Source organism: Deltaproteobacteria bacterium (assembly GCA_016210005.1).
Classification (GTDB): domain Bacteria; phylum Desulfobacterota; class Binatia; order HRBIN30; family JACQVA1; genus JACQVA1.
The window spans coordinates 1-24,176 of sequence record JACQVA010000158.1; the positions used below are offsets into that span (position 1 = coordinate 1).

Genomic DNA, 24,176 nt, shown 5'->3' on the forward strand with positions numbered 1-24,176 from the left:
CAGTGATTCCGAACAACGCTCGCACCCTCCGTATTACCGCGGCTGCTGGCACGGAGTTAGCCGGTGCTTCCTTAGGAGGTACCGTCAGGTCTCGGCGTTATTAACACCGAGAGGTTTCGTCCCCCCCGACAGGGCTATACGACCCGAAGGCCATCAACACCCACGCGGCGTCGCTGCGTCAGGCTTTCGCCCAGTGCGCAATATTCCCCACTGCTGCCTCCCGTAGGAGTCTGGGCCGTGTCTCAGTCCCAGTGTGGCTGGACATCCTCTCAGACCAGCTAGCCATCTTCGCCTTGGTGGGCCGTTACCTCACCAACTAGCTAATGGCGCGCAGGCCCATCCGCAGGTGGTAGCTTGCAAGCAGAGGCCACCTTTTACCTCAGGGGCCGAGGCCCCCGTGGTCTTATCCGGTATTAGCCCGTCTTTCGACAGGTTATCCCGGTCCCGCGGGCAGGTTACCTACGTGTTACTCACCCGTGCGCCGCTGTACTTGCAGGGTTGCCCCCGCTTTCCCGCACGACTTGCATGTGTTAGGCACGCCGCCAGCGTTCGTTCTGAGCCAGGATCAAACTCTCCAGTTAAACGTTACAGGCCGACCGGAAGGTCCGCTCGGCCCTTAATTACCCTAAAAGGGTCCCGTCACGATCCGAAGATGATCCGCATCATCATGCCGCCCATCCGCGGGGCGGGTTCGATGATTTGGCGTTACTACCTAGTTTTCAAAGACCGGCTGCCCAGTGGCAGATAGCGGTATATATGGGAGCTTCTCCTGCGAGTCAACCCCCCACCGCCCTGGAAAACACTATCCGCTTCACGCGTCGGCGGCCAACCTGCAGCACCACGGCCCCGTTCTCTGGCCGCAAGCGTAAATTAATATCAAGCGTCCGCTCCCCGTCAACCCTGACCCCGCCCTGCTGAATGTGGCGCCGCGCCTCGCTTGCGGATTTCGCCAGCCCGGCGGCCACTAGTGCCCCCACCAGGGCCACTTCAGCCTCGCGACCAGCAGGCCACACAAACGTCTCGATCTCCTGCGGTAGGAGTCGCTGCTGAAACCTGGTCTCGAAGTCCGCTCGCGCCGCTTGCGCCGCCGCCGAGCCGTGAAACCGCTCTACCAACAGCCCGGCTAGGTGCTTCTTCGCCTCCATGGGGTGGAGCCGCCCCGCGTTGATATCCCCCTGTACCCTCTCTGAGTCCTCACCCGTCAGCAGCTCGTAATAGCGGATCATCAGCTCGTCGGATATCGAAAGCACCTTGCCGAACATGTCCGCCGGCGCATCCGCGACTCCAACGTAGTTATCGAGCGACTTGCTCATCTTCTGCACCCCGTCCGTGCCCTCCAACAACGGCAAGGTCATGACGACTTGGGGTTCCAGCCCATAGGCCTTCTGGATCTCTCGGCCAACCAAGAGGTTGAAGCGCTGGTCCGTACCACCGACTTCAACGTCGGCGCGCAGGGCAACCGAATCGTAGCCCTGCACCAAGGGATATAAAAACTCGTGGATGTGAATCGGCCGTTGCGCCCTGAATCTGGTGGCAAAATCGTCGCGCTCGAGAATGCGCGCCACCGTGTATTGGCCGCAAAGCCGCACCAGATCGCGCACCGGCATCGGATCCATCCACTCGGAGTTGAACCGGATCTCGGTGCGGCTCGGATCAAGGATCTTGAAAACTTGCTCCCGATAGGTCTGCGCGTTGGCCCGGACTTCCTCTTCCGACAAAGGCCTGCGGGTTTCCGATCGTCCGGTGGGATCGCCGATGCGGCCGGTGAAGTCTCCGATAAGAAAGATCACCGAGTGGCCAAGATCCTGGAACTGCCTCAGTTTGCTGAGCACGACCACGTGCCCCAGGTGCAGATCCGGTGCGGACGGGTCGGCTCCTAGTTTGACTCGCAGCGGGCGACCACGCGCCAAGCGTTCTTGCAGTTCGTTCTCGTGAACGATGTGAGTCGTCCCCCGTTTCAGAAGAACGATCTGCTCTGCCGGTGTCATCTTTCCACCCGTTCCTGCAACCGGCTGATTCCGGTTGCGGTGCCGGTTGCGGGGTCGACTTCCACGATCACTCCCTGCACTGACACGGGCCCGCTGGCGACTTCAAACTTGGCCGGCATGTGGGTCAAAAAACGCTGAATCACTTGCTCGCGCCGCACTCCGATGACCGAGTCGATCGGACCGCACATGCCCGCATCGGTTACGTAAGCCGTGCCGCCCGGCAAGACCCGCTCGTCGGCGGTTTGCACGTGGGTGTGGCTACCAATCACCGCCGCCACCCGCCCTGCCAGCATCCAACCCATTGCGGCCTTTTCCGACGTCGCTTCGCCGTGCATATCCACGATGACCACGGTGGCCTCCCGCCGTAGTTCCGCAACCAGCCGTTGCGCGCTCTGAAACGGGCAGTCAACGTCATCCATGAAGACTCGGCCCAAAAGGTTGAGCACGGCAATGCTATGTCCTTCAGGGGTTTCGCGCACCACCGTGCCGGCGCCGGGCACTCCCGGGGGATAGTTTGCCGGCCGCAACAGGCGCGGTTCTCGTTCTATGAACTCGCAGATCTCCTTGTTGCGCCAGATGTGGTTCCCGGAGGTGAGCACGTCAATGCCCGCCTCTAGCAATTCCGCCACAGTCTTGGGCTCCACCCCTTTGCCGCCGGCCACGTTCTCGCAGTTCGCAATGACAAACGCGACCTTCTCGCTCGCAATGAGACGTGGCAAGATCGAGCGTACGGCCAGGCGCCCGGGCTTGCCCACGATGTCGCCGAGGAAGAGGATCTTCATAAGCGGCCATCGCTCTCCCGCTGTTGCCGCCACCCCCTGCTGTTCCCTTCAGCGCGCCACATCGGTTGCTCGAACCTCGCGGATAACCGTCACTTTGATTTGGCCGGGATAGGTCATCTCGCTCTCGATCTTGCGCGCCACATCATGCGCCAATATCGCCGCTTGCTCGTCATTGAGAGAGCGCGGCTCGACAATGACCCGGATCTCACGCCCCGCCTGCACTGCAAACGACTTCTCGACCCCCTTGAACGAGTTGCTGATGCGCTCCAACTCCTCCAGTCGTCGAACGTAGCTCTCGAGCACCTCACGGCGCGCCCCCGGCCGGGCCCCCGACAACGCGTCGGCAGCGTCAACCAGGGGCGCCAAGATCGTCTCCGCCTTCACCTCCTCGTGGTGCGCCGCGATTGCATTCACCACCTTCGCCGATTCCCCATACTTGCGTGCGATCTCGGCACCGATAATGGCGTGGGACCCTTCCACCTCGTGCGTTAGCGCCTTGCCGATGTCATGGAGCAGCGCGGCACGCCGTGCCTGTTTCTCGTTCAGCCCAAGTTCGGCCGCCATTGCGCCGCAAATGAAGGCCGCCTCGATCGAATGCATGAGCACGTTCTGGGCGTAACTGTATCGGTACTTCAGCATCCCGAGCAGCTTGACTATCTCCGGGTGCACTCCGTGAATGCCGACCTCCAGGATGGCCTTCTGCCCGGCCTCGCGCACGCTTTCCTCGACTTCTTGCTCCGCCTTGCGCACCACTTCCTCGATACGCCCGGGATGAATGCGGCCATCCGAGATCAATCGCTCCAACGCGATGCGCGCAATTTCGCGCCGGATCGGGTTATGGCACGAGACAATCACCGTCTCCGGTGTGTCGTCCACAATCAGATCCACCCCGGTCGCCGCCTCGATCGCGCGGATGTTGCGCCCTTCGCGGCCGATGATACGCCCCTTCATTTCGTCGGCAGGGAGATGCACGGCGGTGACTGTGCGCTCCGCCACAAACTCGCCCGCCAAGCGCTCGATAGCAATGCTGATGACCTTCTTCGCCCGCCGGTCGGCGTCCTCCTTGGCCTCCTCTTCGATTTGGCGGATATGTTTGGCCGCCTCGTGGCGCGCCTCCTCCAGCATCTCTTGCACCAGAGTGCGTTTGGCCTCCTCGCGGGTCAACCCGGCCACTTGTTCCAGCTGCGCTCGGGTCTGCTCGACCAGCCGGCTGTATTCGGCCTCCTTGTCGGTCATGGCCCGTTCGCGCTGCTTGAGCGCCTGATCGCGGCGGGCCACATCGGTATCCCGCTTATCTATCTGCTCCGTGCGCTTATCGAGTGTTTCCTCCTTACTCACCAACCGGCGCTCGGTCTGTTGTAACTCACGCCGGAGTTCCCGCGCCTCCTTCTCGGCTTCTGCCTTTGCCTGTAGGACGATTTCCTTCGCCCGCAGCTCCCCCTCCTTGCGGATGGAGGCCGCCTCGGTGCGGGCTTCGTGCAGTGCCCGCTCGGCGGCTTCCTGCGCCGCCTGCCGCTGCTGTGAGCTCTGGCGTTGGCGAAACCGATCCATCAGCCACGCAAAGGCAGCTGCCAAGGCCACGGTCACAACGATCATTAGAAGATACTCGGTCATGATTGCCCCTCTCCTTTCCGGAGCGCCCCTCTACTCTTTCATCGCTCCTAGCGTTCGCGCGCCCGCGCTCTAGGGCTGGTGGCGCCAACAGGCCCCTCCACCCCTCTTCAGCGGGCATCCAACTCTCCAAAATACTGCGCGCAATCGAAGACAGCAGCGGGCGAGGCTTCTGCGCTCGTGCCGCCCGCTGGGCGGCTTCCGACCACGGCCAGCCACCAGCTGGCACGCCTTGACGGCCGATTACCAGGTGCATACCTCCTCACGGCGGTCAGCCCCTAGCATCTCGGCAACAACGAGCGTCAGGCTAACGCTGCTCGTCCCTGTCGGGACCAACGTCTGTGATCCGGGGTTCCATTCCTGCTGCAAACCGGGGCCAGCACTATGCTACCCCATACGACAACGAAGCTGCCATTCGTGAGATGATCGAACACATCAGTCTCAAACAGCCTCCCATCCCCAGACCCCATGCCCAACGCGCGATTCACCGAAATGCCGAAAACGAGGTCCCCAAGACGATCTCCCAACCAACCTCACCTCAACCCCACCCCATGCATGAGCCTTGCGGGCCTCTGTCGGGCCAAGTTCCCGATCCGTCTCCTTTCCCTTGTTTGCCCCGCCGTCAGCCTGGCAACGCCGCCAGAATACGCCGGGACAGACGATCAATGGTCTCCGTAAGCTCCCTATGGCACTGTTGCAGTTTCTGATATTCGCTCGCGATATTCAACGCCGCAAGCAGCGCGACGTCCAGCGTTGCCACCGCCCGTCCGCCTGCTGCCAATTGCCGCATGGCCTCATCCACGTAACGCGCCACCGACCGAACATGCTCCGGCCCATCGTCGCTAGTAACCGTCAGCTGCTGGCCCATGATCTCCACGTCAACGGGCTGTCTCATGGCCCCTCCCGGCACCTTCACCCAAGGTCTAGGCCGTCGAGGCGACTCAGGATGCGCTCCAGCCTGGCCTTCAGCTCTGTGCGTTCCTGCTCGTACTGCTTGACCTGACCAGCCAACTGCTCAAACAGGCCTTCCCTCTCTCTCAAACGCTGTCCGAGCGCGTCACGCTCTTGCCGTACCTTCTCGTGCTCGGCAACAAAGCGGTCGATCTTCGTCTCCAGAAGCTTCAATTTCTCCAGGTCCATACCAATCCAATCTTAAGGTGGCGCGCCAAGATACGGGCGGCCGCCGAGGCAGTCAAGGCATCGGCAGCCGCGGCCTGCCGGCGCTCAGAACGCGCGCCGCGGCTGCCGGTGTCGCGGCCGCAAAGATGTAGTACTGTGAACGTGCGCAAACAGCGCGCACGGCGGAGGGGTCCATGAATTACGAATCGATCCGACTCGAAGTCAACGAACGAGTAGCGACACTGACATTGAATCGCCCCGAGCGAATGAATGCGTGGAACCAGTCGATGGAACGCGAGATCCAGGATGCCCTGCGTCGGTGCGATCAGGACGACCAGGTGCGAGCCGTCGTCGTCACGGGAGCAGGCAAGGCGTTCTGCGCTGGCGCCGATCTCGCCGGCGGAGGACAGACGTTCCAAGGACGGCCGGCCGACCTTACCGCCGGGCAGATCTGCCCGTGGGACCTGCGCAAGCCGGTGATCGCCGCGATTAACGGACATGCGGTCGGGGTAGGGATCACGTTCGCCATGAGCTGCGATGTTCGCTACATCGCGGAGGACGCCAAGATCTCGTTCGCGTTCGTGCGGCGCGGAGTCATCCCCGGGTTCGGCTCGCATGCGACGGTGGCACGAGTCGCGGGGCTGTCCTGTGCGGCCGAGCTGATGATGTCGGGACGGACGATTCGCGGAGCGGAGGCCGCAGAGCTGCGGCTGGCAAGCAGAGCGTTGCCCGCAGAAGAGGTCTTGCCAGCGGCGCTCGCGCTGGCCCGCGACATCGCCGAGAACGCCGCCCCGGTCGCAGTTGCCATCGTCAAGCAGCTGCTGTGGCAAAACACGCCGATAACGCCGTCCGAGATGAAACGTCGCGAGGATCGCCTGTTCGCCTGGATCGGCGGGCAAGCCGACGCGCGTGAGGGGGTCGAAGCGTTCCTTCAAAAGCGCCCTCCTCGTTGGTCGATGAGCGCCAGCCGCGATCTGCCGGACGCGCTGGACTGACTTTCTCCCGGGCTTTCCAGTCTCGTGTGATCTTGGCCCGCCGCCGCGCGGCGGGAGTGGGCTCAGCGCACTGTGGTGGGCTAGGTGCGGCTAGCGACAGCCAAGTACTCGATCGAGAACTGAAGCTTGGGAAACAGCTTTGGAAGCCGCGTGAGATTGGCCACGAACACACCGGTAGCCATGCGGTCGAGCCACGACGACATCGGCCAGCCCAGGTGCACATGCACGTCTTGGCCGCCAAACTCCTCTTGAAACAGAGCCAGCACGGCAGCAATGCTGCGGAAGACGCCGCCCTGGATCGGGAAGCGATAGTGGTTGCGTGCCAACTTCTCCGGAATGCCCTGGCGCGGCGAGAAGAACGTGATGAAGGCAGTGCCCCCGGTAGCCAGGGCGATGTCGAGTTCGCCCGGCCGGCGAAAGTAGATGTGCAGTGGCCCTTCGGCCTCGGCCAGATCGAGCACCATCTCCATGGGATAATCACTGCGCCGAACCTCTTTGAGCTCGGGGCCGTAGCGACGCGATAATGGAATGCCGGCCCCCAGCAGCATGGCGACCACCGCTGCCCACAGAGCGGTTCCGTACGGCCGATGGAATGCGAGATAGACGAAGCAGGCAATCAGAATCAGCTCGAGCGCCAAGGTGCCCGTGCGTGAGGTGTAGTAGTCGCGAATTTGCTTGGTGCCCCGAAAGTAGCGGTAGATCATCAAGCAGCCGATGTTGATGCAGAAACTCGCCAGCAGGCCAATCGCATACATCTCGGCCAAAATCTGCTGCGATCCGCGCGTCATCAGGATGATGGCGGTGTACAAGACGGCGTTGATGATGTGGATGCGGTAGGGCGACAGACGCCGATTGGTAGCCAGCATCCAGTCGAAGCGGTAGCGATGCGCCACACGTTCGAGCAGCTCGCAGGAAGCCACGTAGGCGGTGTTCACGGCCATAATCAGAATGACGCTGCCGAAGATGCCGACCATCGCCCCGAACGGAGCATTTCCGACCATGCTGGCCCAGTGTGTAATCAGGTCACCTTCGTGGCCGGCGAAGTCGATCGGTGCCGACAGCGCCAGCGCGGTGATCAGCGGCGTAACGATGCCCACCGTTAGCGCCAAGAACCAGTACGCCCGCGATATGTCGCGCCAGCTCTCGACCAGACCCGCAGTCTGGATCACCGACTCGATGCCGGAGTAGGCCAGTACGCAACTCGCCACTCCGATCGTCAGCACCTGCACGGCGCTGGCCAGCCCGCCACTGGTGATGTCTTTCACGACTGCCGTGGTGCTGCCGGCGATGATCGACGGGCCGTGCGGATCGATGTTCAGGAGTCCGAGCGCGATCAGGTTCACGAAGACAAACGCCGCACCGACGAAGATCCCGAATGTGACCCGGGCATTCTCGCGAATCCCCATGATATTGAGGCCCGCCACCGCCCAGATGATGCCCAGAATCAGCCCGCGCTCCACCCCCGGCCCGATACTAATGAACGTGGTGCCGTTGGTGACCGCACTGACCGTCGAGATGCAGGCGGTCAAAATGTAGGTGACCATGATCGAGGCTACCGCCACGAACGAGGCCACGGGGCCAAGCACCAGGTACGAGAACGAGTACACGCCGCCGCCGCGCATGTTGTTTTGTTCGAGAATCTGCGCGATCTCGACCATGCGGCTGGAGAGAAAGCGCATCAGCAATGAGGTGAAGGCGATGAAGAAGATCGCGCGGTTCCCGATGAAGCGGTGAGCTTCTGCCGGGGCGTAGAACACCGACGTCAGCTCGTCCATCAGCGTGATCACGCCGATACTGAGCCAGGTCACGTACCACTTGCCGCCCTTGGCGAAGCCCAGCAGCCCGGGGCGCCGCAGGATCACCGCGAACACCAGCACCAGGGCCGTGTTGAGAAACAACAGGACCAGCGTGGTCATGCCGGCGCAGCGCAGCAATTATGCGGTAGTGGGTGAAAACGGGCGCGCCATACGCGCGCTCCGGGGTCGAAAATGCACGGCAACGGCCGCCGCGGTCGCGCACAACAGCAGACACAGCCAGGGGCCGAGAAGTCCGGGCCGCCGTTTCTGCCAAGTATCCCGCTCAAAGGAGATGTCGAACGCTTGTCGGATCAAATCCATCAATGTCCTCGCGGCTACACGCACGGCCCACCGGGCGACCAGCAATCGCGCTGATTGCTAACACAGTCGCCAGCCACCTACAATGTGCACCTGTTTCGCCAGCGGTGGCCGCATATCCCCCGTCCGCCACCGACATCACTTCGGCTGCTCATCAGTGCCGCTAGCTATACATCCTTCGGGCGAGCCCGCCACAGCGTCGCCGTCCCAGTGACCGCAGGCTGACCATCGACGTGTTCGATGATCAAGTCGCACACAATGCGCTCGCGGTCGCGTTGTTCGTGATGCTCGGTAACTGCGCCGCGGATGCTGAGCGCCTCGCCCGCTATGCTCGGCACGCGGAAAGTCGTGCTCAGGTGTTCGAGGCGCCACCCGGACAGCTCGGCGCGCAGGAAGTGTTCGAGAAAGGCCGCCAGCATCGGACCGGGCACCACCATGCCGGGCCGGCCGACGGCGAGAGCCAGATCGGCGAAGTCACTGGCACTGCCGGCGCCGACGTAGGCCGCGATCTGCTCAGCGAGCGGCGCGGAGCGGCGCCGCGGGCCGAGTTCGTCTCCCACCGGCATCGCGCACCTTCACCCAGCAGCACCGCCGGCGCCGGAACGTTCGCGGACGATTTGCCGGTCGACCACACGGACCACCAGTTCTCCGCTCTCGTCCCGAATCGTCGACTCGCGCACCACCACAACGAGTGACCCACTGCGGCCGCTCTTCTCGTAGACGTCCGCTACCCTTTCGTGAACCCAATAACGCCCGCCGGTGAAGATCGGCCGGTGCAACTCGATCTCATGTCCGCCGTAGAGCGAGAACATCGTCGGCGGCAGCGGGATGCCCGGCCCCGGCCCGCCACGCAACGTCAGGCAAAAGGTCGGCGGCGCTTCGGTGAGCGGGCCCGCCACCGTCGCCGCATCGCCAACCGCCCGAGCGTAGCTCGCAATCATCTCGGCCGTGACGGTTACCGGCCCGAAATCGGCTTCGTACGCCAGCAGGGCGTCTGCGATGGCACGCATTACGAGATCGCTGCGAAACGGCAATTCCCTCATGCGACTTCGGCTCAGTCGCGCGGCTTCTTCGCGGCATTCAGGTACGCGGGCCGTTCGCCGCCGCCGTGCAGCAGAATGCTCGCCCCGCTGACGTAACGGGCCAGCGGTGAGGCGAGGAACAGGCAGACATCGCCCACGTCCTCGGGCTCGCCGAGGCGGCTCAACGGGACTGTGGCGGCGACGGCGGCGATGCCGGCTTCGTCGCCGTAATGCAGGTGCGACTGTTCCGTCCGAATCATGCCGGCGGTGATGGCGTTGACGCGCACCTTGGGCGCCCATTCCACCGCCAGTGATTGGGTGAGACTCAACAGGCCCGCCTTGGCCGCGCCGTAGGCGGCCGCACCGGGCGAGGGCCGGATGCCGCTGACGCTGGCGATGTTGATGATCGCGCCGCCCGTCTCTTGCTGCTGCATCACCGTGTTGGCACGCTGGGCGAAGTTGAGCGGAGCAATCAGGTTAAGCCGCAGGATGGATTCCGAGAAGCGCGGCGATGCGGTTCCCGCGTCGGCTGGCGGCGCGCCGCCGGCGTTGTTCACGAGGACGTCGAGATGACCGAAGCGCTCGGTGGTGAAGGCGACGATTGCGTCGATCGCTTCGATCTGCCGAATGTCGCCCGCGACGAAGAGCGCCTGCTTGCCACCGCCGCTCGGCAGGGCGTCAGGCTGATTGCGCCCGCAGATCACGACCTCGGCGCCGGCGTCGAGAAAACCTGTCGCGATGCCGCGGCCCACTCCCTTGCCGCCGCCGGTGACGATGATGACCTTGCCTGTGAAGTCGAGCGGGTTGTTCATGAAGAAACCCTACCACAGAGACACCGAGGCACAGAGAAATACGTTGCCGTTCGAAGTCGCCACAAGCCCTCCTTCCGTCTCGGTGTCTCCGTGCCTCTGGGGTGAAATTATTTACAATCCAATCCGCCGCGCCACCAACTCGCGATGGTACGCCGGATCGCCGAGCAATACCTCGCTCGACTTGGCGCGTTTGAAGTACAAGTGCACGTCGTACTCCCAGGTGAAACCAACGCCGCCATGGATTTGCGCGCTCTCCGCCGCGCAGGAGAAGTGTGCATCGGAGCAGTACGCCTTGGCCAGCGATGCCAGCACCGGCAGCTCGGGATCATCGACGCTCGCGGCCCAGCCGGCGTAGTAGCTGGCGGACCGCGCCGACTCGACCTTCACAAGCATGTCGGCGCACTTGTGCTTGATAGCTTGAAAGGAGCCGATCGGCCGCCCGAATTGCACGCGCTCCTTGGCGTACTGGACCGACATGTCGAGGCACCGCTGCGCGCCGCCAACCTGTTCCGCCGCCAGCGCGATGGCAGCCAGATCGAGCGTCTTGCTCAAAATGGGCCAGCCTTCGCCGGCGTTGCCCAGCAGCGCCGAGCCGGGTACGCGCACGTCACGGAGCTGCACCTCGGCGAGCTTGCGGGTCTGGTCCATCGTCGGCAGCAGCCGCCGCCCGACGCCGCCGGTGTCGGCGGGCACGAGGAAGAGGCTGATGCCATCGCCACTGCGCGCAGCCACGACGAGCAGATGCGCGGTGTGGCCATCGATCACGAAAGACTTGACGCCGTTCAAAACAAACCCGCCGCCGGCTCGCTTCGCGACGGCGTCGATGCCCGCCGCGTCCCAGCGGCCCTTCGGCTCTGTGACGGCGAGCGTCGCAATCGTCTCACCGGCCGCAATGCCCGGCAGATGCGCCTGCTTCTGCTCCTCCGTACCACCGAGCAACAACGCGTTGGTCGCCAGACAGATGGTGGAGAAAAACGGCGCGCACAGCAGCGCCGCGCCCATCTCCTCCAGCAAAGCGATCAGCTCGACGTAGGTGAGGCCGAGCCCGCCATAGACCTCGGGAATCGTGATAGCCGTCCAACCCAACTCCGCACCAATGCGCCGCCACACGTCAGGGTCGTACCCCGCCTCGGTCGCCATGACCTTGCGCACCTGGGCCGGCGACGAGTGATCGGCAAGAAAGCCACGCGCGGCCGCCCGCAGGGCTTCCTGATCTTCGTTGAACGCGAATTTCATCTCAAAAGGGAAATTCACCACAGAGGCACAGAGAAGACAAAACTCTGTATTCCTTCCGGCTCATGTTCTCCGTGCCTCTGTGGTGAACAATCCTCCTAGCTCAGCCGTTCGATGATCGTCACGTTGGCCTGGCCGCCGCCTTCGCACATGGTCTGCAAGCCGTAGCGGCCGCCGGTGCGTTCGAGCTCGTTCAGCAGCGTGGTCATCAAGCGTGCGCCGGTGGCGCCGAGCGGGTGACCGAGCGCGATGGCGCCGCCGTTAACGTTCACCTTCGCGAGATCCCAACCCGTCTCCTTCTGCCACGCCAGCACCACGGACGCGAACGCCTCGTTAATCTCGACGAGGTCGATGTCCTTCTGCGACAGCCCACTGCGCTTGAGCGCGTAAGCGGTCGCCGGAATCGGCGCGGTGAGCATCCACACCGGATCGGCGCCGCGAACGCTGATGTGATGAATCCGCGCCCGCGGCTTGAGTTTGTGCGCCTTCAGCGCGCGTTCGGACACAATCAGTGTGGCCGCTGCGGCATCGGAAATCTGGCTCGACACCGCGGCGGTGAGCCGGCCGCCTTCGGTCAGCGTCTTTAATGTCGCCATCTTCTCCGGCGAGGTATCTCGGCGCGGCCCCTCGTCGGTGGTGACGCCGTCGTACGGTACGACTTCGCGCTGGAAGCGGCCTTCGTCGATGGCGCGGATCGCCCGGCGGTGGCTTTCGAGCGCGAAGCGCTCCATGTCCTGGCGCGAGATGTTCCACTTCTCGGCGATCATCTCGGCGGAGCGGAACTGCGACACCTCCTGCGTGCCGTAGCGCGCCACCCAGCCCTTCGAGGTCGAGAACGGGTCCGGGAAGCCCATTGGCTGCGCCACGGTCATCGCCGACGAGATCGGAATCAGGCTCATGTTCTGCACGCCGCCGGCGACAATGACGTCATTGGTCCCGCTCATCACCGCTTGTGCGGCGAAGTGAATCGCTTGCTGCGAGGAGCCGCACTGCCGGTCGATGGTGGTGCCCGGCACTTCGTCGGGCAGCCCCGCCGTGAGCCAGCAGGTGCGGGCAATGTCGCCGGCCTGGGGCCCGATGGTATCGACGCAGCCGAAGAAGACGTCCTCGACCACAGCCGGGTCAATACCGATGCGATCGATCAAAGCCTTGATGACGTGGCCGCCGAGGTCGGCGGGGTGCGCCTTGCTCAGCCCGCCATTGCGCCGGCCGACGGGCGTGCGGACGGCATCGATGATGTATGCTTCAGCCATGACTGTTCTCCTTTGTTCAATCCTAGGGCTTCGGTTGCCCTCGGTGGCGCAGGCATCTTGCCTGCGGGCACAGGCTGGAAGCCTGTGCCACCTGCCACTCGCAAGCTCCCGCACTCCTCACTTACGCTATCACCCACCGCGCCAGAGTCACGTCGTCGGCCTCACGCTGAAAGACAAGCCGCACCGGCGTGCCGATCTTGATCGCCGCCGGATCGATTTCATTGATCGCGCCGTCAGCCGACTTGACGAGATTACCGACCATGCGGATCGACGAATCGTCGGCCAGCTCGACCACGATCACGTTGTACGGCGCCACTTTCGCAAACGCCGGCAGCAGCGGCGGATGCGGCACCGCGAACGACCACACGCGGCCCTCGCCGGACATCCGCTGCCAGTCGTGCTCGAACGACTGGCAGTGCGGACACATCGGGCGCGGCGGAAAGCGCCGCTTGCCGCACGCCGCGCAGCGCTGCACGACCAACTCACCGCGGCCGGCAGCCTCCCAGTACGGTGCGTCGATCGGATCGTCGGTCACGGGAAGAGGAATGCCTTCAATCATGGTTATCTCCGCAGCAGCATGGCGCTGGTGGGCACCACGTACGCGCTGGTGACCAAGCACACGCCGGCATTCGGCACCTGTGCAGTCGAGGTGCCACGGATTTGCTTCACCCCTTCAGTGATCAGATTCATGCCGTGCACATAGGCCTCCGACAGGCTGCCGCCGGAGGTGTTGACCGGCAGGCGTCCGCCCAACTCGATGGCGCCGTTGTCGGTGAACGGACCGCCTTCGCCTTGTTGGCAAAAGCCGAGCGCTTCGAGACAGAAAGGGATCAACGGCGTGAAGGCGTCGTAAATCTGCCCCACCTTGACGTCGTGCTGCCGCAGATCGGACTGCCGCCACAGGTTGTTACCGGCAGCCCACATCGCGCCCTGCATCGGATTGTCGCCGTGGTAGTTGGTCATGTTCTGGTGCTGGCGCGTCAGGCCCTGCGACCAGGCGTGGATGTACGCCGGCGGCTGGCGGCAATCTTCGGCGCGATCGGCACGCACGATCACCACCGCCAGCGCGCCGTCGCTTTCGAGGCAGTTGTCGAACAGGCACAGCGGCTCGGAGATCCAGCGCGCGTTCATGTACTCGTCGCGCGTGAGCGTGCGCTCGTGCATGAAGGCGCGCGGGTTGCGGTTGGCGTGCTTGCGGCACGCCAGCGCGACGTTGGCCAGGTGATCACGCGTGGCGCCGTAGAGGTGCATGTAGCGCCGCCAGAACATCGCGACTTCGTCGACCGGCCGGAGCAGTCCCCACGGCCGCGAGTACTTCCAGTGATCGGTGATCCGCGCGGTAGCCTGTGCCCAGACGCGTTTGCGCGGATCGCTGCGCTTGCGCGCGCGCCACACCACGCCGACGTTGGCGACGCCGGTGGCCAGCGCCATCGACACGTGCCCCACCGCAGCGCAGCCGGCGCCGCCGCCGTAGCCGACCTGGCTGAAGAAGGTGATGTCGCCCATACCGAGGTTGCGCGCGACCTCGAACTCCAGCGTCTCCTCCATCGTGTAGGAACTCAGCGCGTCAACCTCGCTCGGCTTGATGCCGGCGTCATCGAGCGCCGCCTTGATGGCCTGACACGCCAGCTCCAGCTCGGATGGCTGGAGGCTCTTCCCGAACGCCGTCTCGCTGATGCCGACGATCGCGGTCTTGTCCTTGAGCATCTTCTCCATGGATCATCTTCTCACAATCACCGACGAGCCGTGACCGAACAGGCCCTGGTTGACGGTGATGCCGACCTTCGCGTTCTGCACTTGGCGGCCGTTGGCTTGGCCGCGCAGCTGCCAGACCAGCTCGCACACTTGGGCGATCGCCTGCGCCGGCACGGCTTCGCCGAAACACGACAAGCCACCGCTAGGATTCACCGGGACGCGTCCGCCGAGTGTCGTCGCGCCGTCGTTGAGCAGCCGCTCTGCGTCACCCGGCGTGCACAGCCCGATGTTCTCGTACCAATCGAGTTCGAGGGCCGACGACAGGTCGTAGACCTCGGCCAGGCTCACGTCTTCCGGGCCCACTCCGGCTTCTTCGTACGCCGCGCCCGCGATCGAGTCGCGGAACGCCACCTCGGGCGCGCTGGCAACAGCGGCGGAGTCGGTGGCGAAGTTCGGCATTTCGATGATCGTGTTGGGATACTTCGGCGTCACCGTCGAGATGGCCGCGATCGTGATCGGCTTGGTCGTCCGCTTGCGCGCGTACTCCATGCTCGACAGCACCACGGCGGCACCGCCGTCGCTGGTGGCGCAAATCTCCAGCAACCGCAACGGATCGGACACCATCGGCGAGGCGAGCACCTCGTCTTCGGTGACCTCCTTGCGGTAGCGCGCGTTGGGGTTGTGCAAACCATGCTTGCTGTTCTTCACCTTCACCTTCGCGAAGTCACGGTCAGTGGCGCCATACAGGTCCATGCGCCGGCGCGCATAGAAGGCGAAGTACGTGGGGTTGGTGGCGCCGAGCAGCCGGAAGCGTAGCCAATCCGGATCGTCGCGGCGTTCGCCCGCCGTCGGCGCGAGGAATCCCTTTGGCGTCGTATCGGCACCGACGACCAGCGCGACATCACAGAAGCCGGCCAGAATCTGGGCGCGCGCCGTGTTCATCGCCGTCGCACCCGAGGCACACGCGGCATACGAGCTGGCCACCCGCGCTCCCGACCAACCGAGCGCCTGCGCGAAGGTGGCGCCGGCGACGTAGCCGGGATAACCGCAGCGCACGGTGTCGGCGCCCGAGATAAACTGGATGTCCTTCCACGCAACACCCGCGTCCTTGAGAGCGTCCTGACACGCCTTGATCCCGTACTCGACGAAGTTCTTGCCCCACTTGCCCCACGGGTGCATGCCGACACCGAGGATTGCGACGTCCTTTGCCATCTCTGATCTCCTAGCGCGCTCACTCAAATCGCCCCAGCGAAGCTTCCCTCTCCCCCTCGGGGGAGAGGGTCAGGGTGAGGGGTTGGTCGCGTGGAACATGCCCTCACCCCAACCCTCTCCCAAAGGGAGAGGGAGAAGATACTCAGCCATTCACCGGCTTCCACTTCCACACCAAGTACTCGGCCTTGTCGTCTTGATAGAGCGTTTCCAGCACCAGTTCTACATTCATGCCCACTCGCAGTGATTTCGGATCGACGCCGGCCGCCACCTGACCGAGGACCACCATCTGTTCTTGCGCCAACTCCACGGCCGCCACCGTGTACGGCACGAACGGGTCGGGCGACACGTAGGGCGCGGGCGGTTGGTAGTGGTTGGTCGTGAACGACCAGACCTTCCCGGTGCGGCTGAGCGGGACTTCTTCGAACTCGGTGCCGGCGCAGCCCGGGTTGCGGCAGAAGAGCGCCTCCTTCGGAAAGAAGTAACTCCGGCACTTCTTGCAGCGGCTGCCGAGGAGGCGCGCCTGCGCCTCCGTTGTGAACCACCCTTCGATCGCGGGAACCTGTGTCTTGCCCATCCGTCACCTTCCGTGATCAGGCGCCTGGCGCCGAATATCCAAACGTGGCGGCCGGACCTCGCCCGTCGATCACCGCCGCCGCCACGCGCGCGCGGTGCCAGGCGCTAGTACCCCACGCGGCCTCGAGCGCCCAGGCGCGCTTCATCCAGATGTGCAGATCGCACTCCCAGGTGTAGCCCATCGCGCCGTGCACTTGATGCACCGTCTTGGCCGCCAGCACGGCGGCTTCGGACGCGGCCACCTTCGCATGCGAGACGTCGACCGCACGGGCGGCGGTCTCGTGCGCCACCGAAAAGGCCGCGCGATAGACGACCGGCCGCGCGAATTCGATCCGCACCGCGACGTTAGCCAGCAAGTGCTTCACGGCCTGGAACGAGCCGATCGGTTTTCCAAACTGCTGGCGCTCGGTGGCGTAGCGCACGCCCAGATCGAGCATCTGCTGGCCGATACCAAGCTGCTGCGCCGCGCACGCCAGCGCCGCGCGATCGAGCGCCGCAGCGAGCAAGCGCTGCGCGTCGGTACCTTGCGCGACGCGCGTCGCCGCCTTCGGGGTCCAGTTGACGCGAAACAGCCGCCGCGAGGCATCGCTGCACGGCTCGTGCTGAAGCGCGACCTGCACGCGGGGCACGGCGTGGAGTTCGTCGCCATGCGGCAGCAGCAGCAGGTCGGCCACGTGCGCGTCGGTGACGAATGGATTGAGCGGATGGCCGAAAGTGACGATCGCCTCGCCGACCGCCACTTTCGGAAGCCACTCCTCTGCGAGCTTCGTGGCAGCGAGCAGCGGCGCACCCACCGCAGCCGTTTCGATCACCGGTTCTGGCAACGCCACCCGGCCGGTCTCTTCGAGCAGCAGGACCAGATCGACCTCGTTCATCCCGAGCCCGCCATGCTCCCCGGGCACGAGCAACCCGAGCAAGCCCAGCTCGGCGAGTTTCGCCCAGCGTTCCGGCGAGCGCCCGGTCTCCGTCGCCCACAGCGCGCGCAGATGCGCGACGGTGCATTCCTTCTCCAACGCCTTTCGCAAACTGGCGTGGAAGGTCAGCTGATCTTCGGTAAAGCGGAACTCCATGAGAAGACCTATCCAACCACAGAGGCACAGAGAACCCAGAGACCGGGACAAGCCGTGATATCGAACGGTTGACGATCACCGCGATCGCCCCACAGCCTCATGTGCGAACTGCGAGTTCTCTCCGTGCCCTCTGTGCCTCCGTGGTTCATCCTTCTATCCCTTGGGCAGCTTGAGCAGGCGCTCGGCGATGACGTTGCGCTGGATCTCGTTGGTGCCGGCGTAGATCGGGCCGGCCAGCGCGAAGAGAAAACCGTCGAGCCAGTCGCCGATGTTGCCGGCGTCCGGCGCCGCGCGCGTCAGCTCGGCACGCGGGCCGAGCAACGCCAGCGCGGTCTCGTGCATGTGCAGGTCCAACTCAGACCAGAAGATCTTATTCAAGCTCGCTTCGGCGCCGATGCTGCCGCCGCTCATCAGGCGCGACACCGTCCAGTACGTGTTCAGCGTATACGACTCCGCGTTGAGCCAGGCGCGGGCAACGGCGTCGCGCAGACACGGGTCGGCCGTATCGGCATGGGCACGGTAGAACTCGACCAGCTTGCGGGCCGTGTTCTGATAGCGCGCCGGGCTGCGCAGCATCAGACCGCGCTCGAACCCCGCCGTGGCCATCGCAACCTTCCATCCCTGGTTCTCCGGACCCAGGCGATTCTCGACCGGCACGCGGGCATCGTCGAAGAACACCTCGGCAAAGCCGGTCTCACCATCGAGCTGCGCGATCGGGCGCACGGTGACGCCGGGCGCATCGAGCGGGACGAGGATGAAGGTCAGTCCGTGATGGCGCTCGGAGTTCGGGTCGGTGCGAAAGATGCCGAACAGCCAATCCGCGAAGGCGCCGCGCGAGCACCAGGTCTTCTGGCCGTTGATGACGTAATGATCACCGTCCTTGCGCGCGGTGGCGCGGATCGCGGCCATGTCACTGCCGGCGTTGGGCTCCGACCAGCCCTGCGCCCAGACTTCTTCGCCCGACGCCATGCGCGGCAGGTAGCGCGCCTTCTGTTCCGGCGTACCGAACTCCATCAACGTCGGGCCGAGCAGGAAAATCCCGTTCTGGTTCACGCGGCCCGGGGCACCGGCGCGGTAGTATTCTTCCTCGAAGATCAGCCACTGCAGCAGCGTCACCCCACGGCCGCCGTACTCGACCGGCCAGTTCACCGCCGACCAGCGGCCGGTGTTCAAGCTGCGCTCCCACTCGCGGTGCTGCTGGAAGCCGGCGCGGGTATCGAACGACTTCAGCGGCGTCTTCGGCACGTGCGCCTCCAACCAGGCGCGCACTTCCTGGCGGAAGGCTTGTTCTTCGGCGGTGTAGGTGAGGTCCATGGTGATTCTCAGCGGTTCTCAGTCACCGGAGGCCCTCAGTCCTTCCCCTTGTCCTTAAACTTCGCGTCGCGCTTCTCGACGAAGGCCTCGCGCGCTTCCTGCGAGTCCGGCGAGGTGTACAGCTCGAAGGTGAAGCCCTGCTCGTAGCGATAGCTCTTCTTGATATCCATCAGCTCGATGCCATTGAGCGCCCACTTGGCGAGGCGGACCGCGCGCGGGCTCTTCGCGGCGATGGTTTCGGCTAACGCGCGCGCGGCCGGCAATACCTCCTCGCGTTTCACCACCGACTCGACCGCGCCCAGGCGATACGCTTCCGCGGCGGTGATCGGCTGGCCGGTGTAAAACATCCGCCTGACCTTTTGTACCGGAAACATCCGCATCAGGTGCGTGGCGGCGCCCATCGCGCCGCGGTCGATTTCCGGTAAGCCGAACGTCGCATCGTCGGATGCGATGATGATGTCCGAGGAGCCCACCAACCCGATGCCGCCGCCGAGGCAGAAGCCATGCACGGCGGTGATCACCGGCACCGGGCAATCGTAGACGGCGGCGAAGCTGTCGTAGCAACCGCGGTTCACCTTGACGATGAGCCGGCCGTCACGCGCCAATTCCTTGATGTCCACGCCGCCGCAGAAGCCGCGACCGGCGGCGCCGAGCACGACCACTCGCACCTTCTCGTCCTCGCCGAGCGATCGAATCGTCTTGGCCAGATGCGCCCAGCCCTCGCTGGGCAGCGCGTTCACCGGCGGATGATCGAGCAACACCTCCGCGATGCCCTTGTCGTTCACGTTGCTTTGCAGGTACACGACCGACTCCTCAGTAAGGTTCCTCTCTCCCTGAGAGAGGGTCAGGATGAGGCCATGAGACATCCGACGAAGTCACCTTGTTCCTCATCGCAATTCCAGCGTGCTAGTTCCCCAAAGCAGCCAGTGTCTGCTGCGCCTCGCGCATGATGCGCTCGATCAGTTCGGCGCACGTCGGCCGGTCGTCGATGAGGCCGGCGACCACGCCGCTGGGCAGCACGCCCTCCGCCGGCCTTCCCTCGACCATGGCGCGGCGGATGAACACCGGCGCATTCGCGGCCATCAGCGTTTGCGTCCGCGTCAACTCGTCGCCGCGCCGCAGCGCCAGCGCGGCGCTGAGCAACTCGCGCACGGAGGCGCCGCTCAGCTTGCGGTATTCGAGGCCGCTGCGCAGCGCCCGTACGAAGTTGACCACCGGGTTGCTCGCTTCGAGCCGGCCGACGAACTCGTTCATGATCACTCGTTGTGGCAAACCGTCCACATGCCGGGTCACGAAGATGTCGTTGACCGTGGCCTTGAAGTACCGCTCCGCGGTAGCCTGCGGCAGCGGGCTCTCGGCCGTCAGGAGAAAGCGCGTGCCCATGGCGATGCCGGCGGCGCCGAAGGCGAGCGCGGCCACTAATCCGCGGCCGTCGCGGAAACCGCCGGCGGCTACCACCGGCACCTCAACCGCATCGACGACCTGCGGCACCAGGATCGAGGTCGGCACCGTACCCGTGTGGCCGCCACCTTCGCCGCCTTGCGCGATGATGATGTCGGCCCCGAGCTTCACCGCCTTCTGCGCGTGGCGCGCGGCGCCCACGGTCGGAATGCAGAGCACGCTCGCCTTCTTGAACCGCTCGATGAACTGCGCGTTGGGCGCACGGCCGTAGCTGGCTGCCTTCACCCCGTGGCGGATGATCATTTCCACGATCTCGCTGGCGCCCGGCTGTTCCATCAAGAAGTTCACCGCGAACGGCCGGTCAGTGAGCTGCTTCACCCGCGTGATCGCCTGCTCCGCCTCCTCCACCCGAAGCGTGGCGGCGGCGAGCATGCCGAACGCTCCGGCGTTGCAGGTAGCCGCGGTCAACTCGGGCGTGGCGATCCAGCCCATCGCCGTCTGGATGATCGGGTAGCGGATGCCGAGAACTTCGCAGAGCCGCGTGTGGAGCGCCGAAGACACGAGACACCTTTCGGACAGGCTTACCACAGAGGCACAGAGATCACAGAGAAGGGAAACACCGAGTGAAGACCTTGAGTGTTTCCGCCCCTGTGAGCCTTCTCGGTGTCCTCTGTGCCTCTGTTGTGAATGTGCTTCTCATCCTTTCACTTCCTGATATCCAAAACCCTTCGGGTCGATCACTTCGCGGATCAGGCGCAGTTCATCGGCTGTCGGCGCCCGCGTTTCCGGCACCTTGTCGGGAATCGCCAACTCGAAGCCGGTGTTCTTCACCACATCGTCGATGCTGACGCCGGGATGAATCGACGCCAGGCGCATGGTGTGGCTCGGCGTGTTGAAGTCGAAGACGCCGAGGTTGGAGACGACGCGGCGAATCTCGTGAAAGCGCGATGCCGTCTTGCCCAGCGCGGCGGCACGATCGTAGCCGATGCCGGAAACCACGTCGACCTTGGCGACGAACGACTTCGGGCTGTGATTCGGAACCCAGTAACTGGTCGGGTGATTGATGGTGTTCCCCGGCGCCCCGCGCATGCCGAGCAGCTGCGCCTTGGGTCTTTCGAACGGGCCGATGCAGGCGATGTTCTGGTTTCCAAAGCGGTCGATCTGCGTAGCACCCATCATCACGTGGCGCCGGCCCGACCACACCACGTCGAACACCAGCCGGTACGGCATCCAGCCCTCAACGATCGGCGCCGGGCCGGCGGCGCCGCCAAGCGGCAGCACGTTGGCGAGCAGACAGGCAACACTGTCGGTGAGCAACAGATCGGGCTCGAAGGTCAGCTTGGCGAGCCGCGCGCCGATGGCCGGCAGGTTGCCGATCGGGCTGACCAACATCTCGCCATCGCCGCGAAAGGTCTCGGCGATGGCCACCGCACAGTACTCCGCTCTGGTCACGTCGCTCATCGGTTCCTGACCGCCTTCTGGTACTCGTCCTCGTTGGCAACGTCCAGGTACCGGGCCTTGAAGGCCTTCCACGCCTGCGGGTCGCTCGCCGTGGCGGCGTACTCTTTCTGGAAGGCTTCGTCGCGGCCGTAATCGGGCGGGCATTCGGTGAAGTGAGCACCGCCCGGGGTTTCGATGACGCCGTCGACCATCATTCGATTGATTCTGAGCGTGTGGACCGAACCTTCCCGCAGCAGATCTTTCGTCGGGACGATCTTCTCGCAGGTCATGAACCGCCGCTTGGCGGCCATACAAAAGAGATCGTCGAAGTACAGGTCGGGGCCGAGGAACTGGCCGTTGCCCTGCGCGTCCGCGCGGTTCATATGAATCAGCGCGACGTCGAGCGTGAGCGCCGGCATCGCCACCAGCTCCTCGCCGTCGTCGTACGGCGACTGCACCAGCTTGAGTTGCGGGTTGATCCTCATCACATCGGACCCCAGCCCGGCGCGGGTTGGCAGAAACGGCAAGCGCAGCGCCGCGGCGTAGAGTCCCCACTGCAACATGCCCTCGTCGAACTCGACCGCCTCGATCGTGCCGTTTTGCCGCGCAGCCCGAAAGTGGGGTTCGAGGGGGATCGAGTCGAGCGAGACGAAGCCGTAGACGACCTTCTTAACCTTGCCCGCGGCACACAGCAGCCCGACGTCGGGGCCGCCGTAGGAAACCAGGGTAAGGTCCTTGAGCGGCGAGCGCAGGATCTCGCGCACCAGCGCCATCGGCTTGCGGCGGGAGCCCCAGCCGCCGATGCCGATCGACATGCCGTCACGCAGCTGGCCGATCACTTGGCTCGGCGTCATCCTCTTATCCACTGGCCGTCTCCGTTCCTGGGCTCTTCAGCGTTCGGCGTTGCCGCGCTCGGTGTACACGTTTGCCGCACGCGGGTCGAATTGCGCCACCAAGATGCGTTCCTGCGGCTTCTCCGAGGCGGTTTTCGGAATCTCATCCACCACCTGCAAGTAGCTCGGGACGAAATTCGGCTCGAGCTTGGCGCGGCAAGCCGAGAAGATCGAGGCCGCCTCGCAGCACCTTGCGTCGGCCAGGACCACGGCCGCAACCACGTCCTTTTCGCCCGGGGCCCCCGAGGCCGCCGGTACGCCGTAGACGAAGACATCGGCAACGCCCGGGTGCTCGGCGATCGCCTTCTCGACAAAGCTCGGGTTGATGAAGTCGCCGTTGCGGCGGATGCCGCCGCCGGCGCGGTAGTCGAAGAAGAGCCAGCCGTCTTCGTCAGCATGCCCCATGTCGCCGCTGCGATTCCAGCCGCCGCGGATCTTCTTGCGCGACGCCTCCGGGTTTCCGAAATACTCGACCGTAGCCTCGGCGCCGCCGGCGGGCCGGCAGCAAATCTCACCGGTCACACCGGGCGGGCACTCGTTGCCGTCGGGGTCGAGTATCCTCATCTCGACGCCCGCCATTGGTCTGCCAAAAGAGCCGATCGGGCCTTCGCCGACGGGCTTGTAGGCCATCCCGCCGCCGTCCATGGCGCCGTAGAACTCCAGCACCTTGACGTCGAAGCGTTGCTCGAATGCCTCCCAGATGACCGCCGGCATACCGCCGCTCACCACCGTGCGCACGGGGTTGTCATCGTCATCAGACCGGGCAGGCTGGCTGTAGATAGCGGTAACCATGCCGCCGACGAGAGAGAAAGTGGTGCAGCCATACCGGCGGCAGACAGCCCACAGCTTTGACTTGGTAAAGCGCCGGCTAAAGACCGCGCGCAACCCCATCGTCAGCGCCGGCGCGAGCGTGACCGACTGTGCGTTGCCGTGTGTCAGCGACAGGCCGGTGTAGGGACGCTCGTCGGCTTGATAGGCGAACAGGCTGCCGAGCATCCCGGCGGCGCAGATACGGAAGTTGCTGCCGACAATGCCCTTCGGATCGCCGGTGGTGCCCGAGGTGTACATGACCTGCAGCGGCGCCTCGGGGGTCTCGGCACGCACGTCAACCGTGGCTGCCGGCTTGGCCAGCAGCTCGGCCAGCGAATCGACGCCGGCAGTGGGCGCAGCGTCTGTCTCACCGGTTGCGAGGCCCAAGAGCCATTTCAAGTTCGGCAGCTGCGCGCGCACGGCCGCGATCGCCTCGATGCAGTAATCGGCGGCGATGACACCGGTGCAGCCGGCGTTGTGCAACATGTAGGCGAGCTTGTCACCACGAGTGCGGGGATCGATCGGCACCAGGACCGCGCCGGCGATCGAAGCCGCGATCATCGCTTCGACGAACTCGGGATGATTGCGCATCATCACCGCGAAGCGATCGCCGGCGGCCAGCCCGCGAGCGATCAGCCCGGCCGCGATCCGGTTGGCGTTGGCGTACAGATCAGCGAACGTGCGCACTTCGTCGGGCGTGGCGCCATCGTCCAAGCTGAGATGCTCGAAGGTGAGCACATCGAGATCCGGCCGCTGCTCGGCACGAATCGCGATCAGGTCGGCGAGAATGAATTCGCTGCGCTCCCGCATGGTCGAAGATGGCACTTTCAGCGGATTGA

General features: G+C 64.6%; 23 protein-coding genes and 1 rRNA gene. 1 reads left to right on the forward strand and 23 read right to left on the reverse strand.

All coding sequences use genetic code 11. The annotated features are described in order from the left end of the window. The 6 genes from HY699_14845 to zapB all read right to left on the reverse strand — a co-directional run. A 16S ribosomal RNA gene (locus tag HY699_14845) occupies positions 1 to 582 on the reverse strand; the annotation flags it as partial. A 194-nt stretch (positions 583 to 776) separates the two neighbouring features. Beyond that, positions 777 to 1,988: a tyrosine--tRNA ligase gene (locus tag HY699_14850; GenBank protein MBI4517082.1), complete on the reverse strand. Its 1,212-nt coding sequence runs from the start codon at positions 1,986 to 1,988 to the stop codon at positions 777 to 779. Next, entirely contained in the window at positions 1,985 to 2,770 is a 786-nt protein-coding gene (locus tag HY699_14855; protein MBI4517083.1) for a TIGR00282 family metallophosphoesterase, read from the reverse strand. The genes HY699_14850 and HY699_14855 overlap by 4 nt, the downstream gene beginning before the upstream one ends. A gap of 48 nt (positions 2,771 to 2,818) precedes the next feature. Next, the gene (gene rny / locus HY699_14860; GenBank protein ID MBI4517084.1) at positions 2,819 to 4,384 is read right to left on the reverse strand and encodes a ribonuclease Y; all 1,566 of its coding nucleotides are present in this window, start codon (positions 4,382 to 4,384) and stop codon (positions 2,819 to 2,821) included. A gap of 619 nt (positions 4,385 to 5,003) precedes the next feature. Continuing rightward, complete coding sequence (locus HY699_14865) at positions 5,004 to 5,249, reverse strand: cell division protein ZapA (GenBank protein MBI4517085.1); 246 nt, start codon at positions 5,247 to 5,249, stop codon at positions 5,004 to 5,006. Positions 5,250 to 5,293: 44 nt separating this feature from the next. Next, on the reverse strand, positions 5,294 to 5,521 hold the full coding sequence (zapB, locus tag HY699_14870) for a cell division protein ZapB (protein MBI4517086.1): 228 nt from the start codon (positions 5,519 to 5,521) through the stop codon (positions 5,294 to 5,296). Positions 5,522 to 5,694: 173 nt separating this feature from the next. Here zapB and HY699_14875 point away from each other — a divergent pair, with 173 nt between their 5' ends. Next, positions 5,695 to 6,495 (forward strand): enoyl-CoA hydratase/isomerase family protein, encoded by an 801-nt coding sequence (locus tag HY699_14875; GenBank protein ID MBI4517087.1) that lies wholly within the window; start codon positions 5,695 to 5,697, stop codon positions 6,493 to 6,495. Positions 6,496 to 6,575: 80 nt separating this feature from the next. On the opposite strand, the gene HY699_14880 is transcribed toward HY699_14875, so the two are convergent. The 17 genes from HY699_14880 to HY699_14960 form a co-directional block, all read right to left on the reverse strand. Then, positions 6,576 to 8,411: an APC family permease gene (locus HY699_14880; GenBank protein MBI4517088.1), complete on the reverse strand. Its 1,836-nt coding sequence runs from the start codon at positions 8,409 to 8,411 to the stop codon at positions 6,576 to 6,578. Between the two features lie 365 nt (positions 8,412 to 8,776). Continuing rightward, complete coding sequence (locus tag HY699_14885) at positions 8,777 to 9,175, reverse strand: hypothetical protein (protein ID MBI4517089.1); 399 nt, start codon at positions 9,173 to 9,175, stop codon at positions 8,777 to 8,779. A 9-nt stretch (positions 9,176 to 9,184) separates the two neighbouring features. Then, entirely contained in the window at positions 9,185 to 9,619 is a 435-nt protein-coding gene (locus HY699_14890) for a MaoC family dehydratase N-terminal domain-containing protein (protein MBI4517090.1), read from the reverse strand. Positions 9,620 to 9,663: 44 nt separating this feature from the next. After that, positions 9,664 to 10,443: an SDR family oxidoreductase gene (locus HY699_14895; GenBank protein MBI4517091.1), complete on the reverse strand. Its 780-nt coding sequence runs from the start codon at positions 10,441 to 10,443 to the stop codon at positions 9,664 to 9,666. A gap of 111 nt (positions 10,444 to 10,554) precedes the next feature. Continuing rightward, a complete protein-coding gene (locus HY699_14900; protein MBI4517092.1) occupies positions 10,555 to 11,679 on the reverse strand; it encodes an acyl-CoA/acyl-ACP dehydrogenase in 1,125 nt (374 codons plus the stop codon). 95 nt (positions 11,680 to 11,774) lie between these two features. After that, entirely contained in the window at positions 11,775 to 12,929 is a 1,155-nt protein-coding gene (locus HY699_14905) for an acetyl-CoA C-acetyltransferase (protein ID MBI4517093.1), read from the reverse strand. 121 nt (positions 12,930 to 13,050) lie between these two features. Beyond that, on the reverse strand, positions 13,051 to 13,488 hold the full coding sequence (locus HY699_14910; GenBank protein ID MBI4517094.1) for an OB-fold domain-containing protein: 438 nt from the start codon (positions 13,486 to 13,488) through the stop codon (positions 13,051 to 13,053). 2 nt (positions 13,489 to 13,490) lie between these two features. Beyond that, positions 13,491 to 14,645 (reverse strand): lipid-transfer protein, encoded by a 1,155-nt coding sequence (locus HY699_14915; protein MBI4517095.1) that lies wholly within the window; start codon positions 14,643 to 14,645, stop codon positions 13,491 to 13,493. Between the two features lie 3 nt (positions 14,646 to 14,648). Beyond that, the gene (locus HY699_14920; GenBank protein ID MBI4517096.1) at positions 14,649 to 15,836 is read right to left on the reverse strand and encodes a lipid-transfer protein; all 1,188 of its coding nucleotides are present in this window, start codon (positions 15,834 to 15,836) and stop codon (positions 14,649 to 14,651) included. A 142-nt stretch (positions 15,837 to 15,978) separates the two neighbouring features. Further along, the gene (locus HY699_14925) at positions 15,979 to 16,410 is read right to left on the reverse strand and encodes a Zn-ribbon domain-containing OB-fold protein (GenBank protein MBI4517097.1); all 432 of its coding nucleotides are present in this window, start codon (positions 16,408 to 16,410) and stop codon (positions 15,979 to 15,981) included. Between the two features lie 16 nt (positions 16,411 to 16,426). Then, positions 16,427 to 17,479, reverse strand: coding sequence for an acyl-CoA/acyl-ACP dehydrogenase (locus tag HY699_14930; protein MBI4517098.1), 1,053 nt, complete (start codon positions 17,477 to 17,479; stop codon positions 16,427 to 16,429). Positions 17,480 to 17,632: 153 nt separating this feature from the next. Continuing rightward, positions 17,633 to 18,793 (reverse strand): acyl-CoA dehydrogenase, encoded by a 1,161-nt coding sequence (locus tag HY699_14935; GenBank protein ID MBI4517099.1) that lies wholly within the window; start codon positions 18,791 to 18,793, stop codon positions 17,633 to 17,635. 35 nt (positions 18,794 to 18,828) lie between these two features. Further along, positions 18,829 to 19,659: an enoyl-CoA hydratase family protein gene (locus HY699_14940; GenBank protein ID MBI4517100.1), complete on the reverse strand. Its 831-nt coding sequence runs from the start codon at positions 19,657 to 19,659 to the stop codon at positions 18,829 to 18,831. Positions 19,660 to 19,699: 40 nt separating this feature from the next. After that, positions 19,700 to 20,755 carry a nitronate monooxygenase gene (locus HY699_14945; protein MBI4517101.1) on the reverse strand — a complete coding sequence of 352 codons (1,056 nt, stop codon included), beginning with the start codon at positions 20,753 to 20,755 and terminating at the stop codon, positions 19,700 to 19,702. 135 nt (positions 20,756 to 20,890) lie between these two features. Continuing rightward, positions 20,891 to 21,655 (reverse strand): CoA-transferase, encoded by a 765-nt coding sequence (locus tag HY699_14950; GenBank protein ID MBI4517102.1) that lies wholly within the window; start codon positions 21,653 to 21,655, stop codon positions 20,891 to 20,893. Beyond that, positions 21,652 to 22,488: a CoA transferase subunit A gene (locus tag HY699_14955; protein MBI4517103.1), complete on the reverse strand. Its 837-nt coding sequence runs from the start codon at positions 22,486 to 22,488 to the stop codon at positions 21,652 to 21,654. Before HY699_14955 ends, HY699_14950 begins: the two co-directional genes overlap by 4 nt. A gap of 36 nt (positions 22,489 to 22,524) precedes the next feature. Then, positions 22,525 to 24,147: an AMP-binding protein gene (locus HY699_14960; protein ID MBI4517104.1), complete on the reverse strand. Its 1,623-nt coding sequence runs from the start codon at positions 24,145 to 24,147 to the stop codon at positions 22,525 to 22,527. Positions 24,148 to 24,176 lie beyond the last annotated feature (29 nt).